Consider the following 3541-nt stretch of genomic DNA (forward strand, 5'->3'; position numbering starts at 1 on the left):
TGCCGGCACCGACCGGCTTCTGCGCGAAGAGGTCCCGGATCGCGTTGACGATGGCGGTCACCGGCTGGTGCTCGGCGAAGGCGCGCACCGGGCCGGGCATCGACGCGGTGGGCACGAAGGCCGAGCTGACGAACGGCAGGAAGATCAGCGGGTACGAGAACGCGCTCGCGCCGTCCACCGACTTCGCGGTGAGGCCGGGGATCACGGCGATCCAGGTCAGCGCCAGGGTGAACAGCAGCAGGATGCCGGCGACGGCGAGCCAGTCCAGCACCCCGGCGCCGGTGCGGAAGCCCATCACCAAAGCCACGAGGACGATCACGGCGAGCGAGATCAGGTTGGCGACCAGCGAGGTCAGCACGTGCGCCCACAGCACCGAGGATCGGGCGATCGGCATGGACTGGAACCGTTCGAAGATGCCGCCCTGCATGTCCAGGAACAGCCGGAAGGCGGTGTACGAGATGCCCGACGCGATGGTGATGAGCAGGATGCCGGGGAGCAGATAGTTCACGTACGAGTCGGAGCCGGTCTCGATCGCGCCGCCGAAGACGTAGACGAACAGCAGCAGGAAGGCGATCGGCATGACAGCGGTCGTGATGATGGTGTCCGGGCTGCGGGCGATGTGGCGCAGTGAGCGTCCCAGCAGGACCGTCGTGTCGCCGAGGAAGTGCTTGTTCATCGTTGTTCCTTCTCCGTCTTCGTGCCGACGAGGGTGAGGAAGACGTCCTCCAGGGTCGGCTGCTTCTCCACGTACTCGACCTGGGCGGGTGGCAGGAGCTGCTTGAGTTCGTCGAGGGTGCCGTTCACGACGATCCGGCCCTCGTGCAGGATCGCGATGCGGTCGGCGAGCTGCTCCGCCTCGTCGAGGTACTGGGTGGTGAGCAGCACTGTGGTGCCGCCACTGGCGAGTTCCCTGACCGCCTGCCACACCTCGATGCGCGCCTCCGGGTCCAGCCCGGTCGTCGGCTCGTCGAGGAAGATCACCGGCGGGTTCCCGATCAGGCTCATCGCGATGTCCAGCCGGCGACGCATGCCGCCGGAGTAGGTCCGCACCCTGCGGCTGCCCGCCTCGGTCAGCGAGAAGCGCCGCAGCAGGTCGTCAGCGATCACGCCGGGCTCACTGAGGTGCCGCAACCGGGCGACCAGGACCAGGTTCTCCCGGCCGGTGAGGATTTCGTCGACCGCCGCGAACCACGTCGAAGCCGGCAACCCGGGCGGTCCCCCCGTCGGCCTTCAGGAGCGTGGCCAGGATTCGCACCACGGTGGTCTTGCCGGCCCCGTTCGAGCCGAGCAGGGCGAAGATGCTGCCGCGCGCCACGTCGATGTCGACGCCGCGCAGCACCCTCAGCTGCTTGAACGACTTCTCCAGGCCGTGCACGTGGATCGCTGGCTGCTCGACCTGCGCTGTTGGTGGCGGGATGCTCATGGCGTCAGCATGGAGGGTTGACGCAGCGTCAAGGTCAAGCCCGCAGGCCGCCGACACCACAACCCGCACGCCGTCGCGATCCTGACTCTTCACCCCGATGTCACCGTCCGCTCCCACTGGTGACGTGTCGCCGTCCGCCCGCAGGAGTTGGCTGCGAGCCGTCGCACTTGTCCTGACCAGGAGCTGATCCGCGTGCCTTCCTCTCGTCGTACCTTCCTCGCCAGCGGCGCCGCCGCCGGCGTCGGCCTTGCCGTCGCGGGCGGCCTGCCGTCCCTGGCCCAGGCCAGCCCGGCCCGGCCGCACCCGCCGGTGAAGCCCGGCAACGTGCCCTTCCCGCCGCTGGTGGACGACCCCAAGGGAGTCCTGGCCCTGCCCAAGGGCTTCAGCTACACGGTGATCACCCGGACCGGCGTCACCCGGCTCGACCGCGGCCAGGGCGTGACCCCCTCGGACCACGACGGCATGGCCGTCTACGACGCCGGCCGGGGCCGGTACACCCTGATCCAGAACCACGAGATCGACCCGGGCGCCGAGTTCGGTGTGCCGCACGTCAAGGGGACCGTCTACGACGCGGGCGCCATCGACGCCGGCGGTTGCACAGTGATCAAGACCGACCTCGCGGGCCGCAACCTGGGTGAGTTCGTGGCGCTCTCCGGCACCATCTCCAACTGCGCCGGCGGGCCGACCCCCTGGGGCACCTGGCTCACCTGCGAGGAGACCGAGGACCGGGCCGGCGACAAGTGGGAAGAGGGCAACCGCTCCGGCGTCTACCAGAAGGACCACGGCTACGTCTTCGAGGTGTGGGCCGACGGCAGCGCCGACCCGAAGCCGATCAAGTGCCTGGGCCGCTACTCCCACGAGGCTCTGGCCGTCGACAGGGACCGCACCCGGATCTACCTCTCCGAGGACGCCGACGGGCCCAACGGCCTCTTCTACCGCTGGACGGCGCCGCACGGCGTCAAGCTGGGCCCGGGCGTGCTCACCCGCCTCGCACCGAACGCCGGTGTCCTCGCCGCCATGCAGATCATCATGGACGACGGTTCGGTGCTGCCGGACGTCGCGTACCTGACCTCCGCCCAGTTGGGCCGCCCCTTCCCGGTCCGCTGGATCGAGGTGCCGAACCGCGACGCACGCACCACGTCGGTACGCGAGCAGTTCGCCGACGGCCAGGTCACCCGGGGACGCAAGTTCGAGGGCGTGTGGGCCACCGACGAGGGCGTGTACGTGGTCAACTCGTACGCCTGGGACGAGGGTGACCTGCCGGCGGACGCGGCGCCGCACGACGGCATGGTGTGGTTCTACAACTTCAAGGACCAGACCATCCAGTTGGTGACGTACTTCCCGCACCAGACCCAGTCCGAGGAGGGCACGGCGGTCAGGTACACCGACCTCACCTTCGACGGCCCGGACAACGTGACGGTCACCCCGTGGGGCAGCCTCGTGCTCGCCGAGGACGGCTCCGGCGCCTCGCACGTGCTCAGCACCATCCCGGGCGGCCCGACGTACCCGATCGCCCGCAACCAGCTCAACGACTCGGAGTTCTGCGGGCCGACCTTCAGCGCCGACGGCAAGGTGCTCTTCGTCAACATGCAGGACCCGGGCCTCACCCTGGCCATCACCGGTCCGTGGGAGAAGTACCTGGGCTGACCGAGCCCGCACGGAGGGGGCCAGGCGACTCGCCTGGCCCCCGCACTCACTCCACCTTGGTGAGAAGTGGTTTCCCCTTCTCGACGACGTACGTGGCCAGCTCGACAGCGATACCGTCGCCGACATTGCGGGCCTGGTGGTGCACGCCGTACGGAACGGTCAGCGCGTCGCCGGGATTGCACACCACGGGCGGCTGCCCCTCAAGCCGGTATTCCAGCGTTCCCTGCAGAACGCAGATGATTTCCTCGCCGGGGTGGAAGTGCTTGAACGGTGGCGAATCCGGCGTGAACTCCACCCGGGTCTGAATGACCTCCCGCCCGGGGATGCTGAGGTCGTGCCGTTGCAGGTCGATCCGCCACAGCCCCGGCGCTGACTCCACCGCCGTGGGGCTGATCCCCGCAGGTCGATCCTTGCTGCTCATGACGGCCTCCTGTCAGCCGTCGGGCCGACGGCCACCACTCAGATGTGGTG

3 protein-coding genes and 1 pseudogene are annotated in these 3541 nt (G+C 69.1%); 1 reads left to right on the forward strand and 3 read right to left on the reverse strand.

The window, feature by feature from the left end:
• On the reverse strand, nucleotides 1-676 hold a 676-nt coding region (locus KBX53_RS26395; RefSeq protein WP_210862228.1), incomplete at its 3' end, for an ABC transporter permease.
• A pseudogene (locus KBX53_RS26400) lies at nucleotides 673-1423 on the reverse strand (ABC transporter ATP-binding protein). The pseudogene KBX53_RS26400 and the gene KBX53_RS26395, both read right to left, overlap by 4 nt.
• A gap of 192 nt (nucleotides 1424-1615) precedes the next feature.
• Between KBX53_RS26400 and KBX53_RS26405 the strand changes: the two are divergent.
• Nucleotides 1616-3070 carry an alkaline phosphatase PhoX gene (locus tag KBX53_RS26405; protein WP_210862230.1) on the forward strand — a complete coding sequence of 485 codons (1455 nt, stop codon included), beginning with the start codon at nucleotides 1616-1618 and terminating at the stop codon, nucleotides 3068-3070.
• Nucleotides 3071-3116: 46 nt separating this feature from the next.
• Here KBX53_RS26405 and KBX53_RS26410 read toward each other — a convergent pair whose 3' ends face one another.
• Nucleotides 3117-3491, reverse strand: coding sequence for a cupin domain-containing protein (locus tag KBX53_RS26410; protein WP_030333800.1), 375 nt, complete (start codon nucleotides 3489-3491; stop codon nucleotides 3117-3119).
• Nucleotides 3492-3541 lie beyond the last annotated feature (50 nt).

Source organism: Micromonospora sp. M51, from assembly GCF_018070305.1.
GTDB classification, from domain to species: domain Bacteria; phylum Actinomycetota; class Actinomycetes; order Mycobacteriales; family Micromonosporaceae; genus Micromonospora; species Micromonospora parva.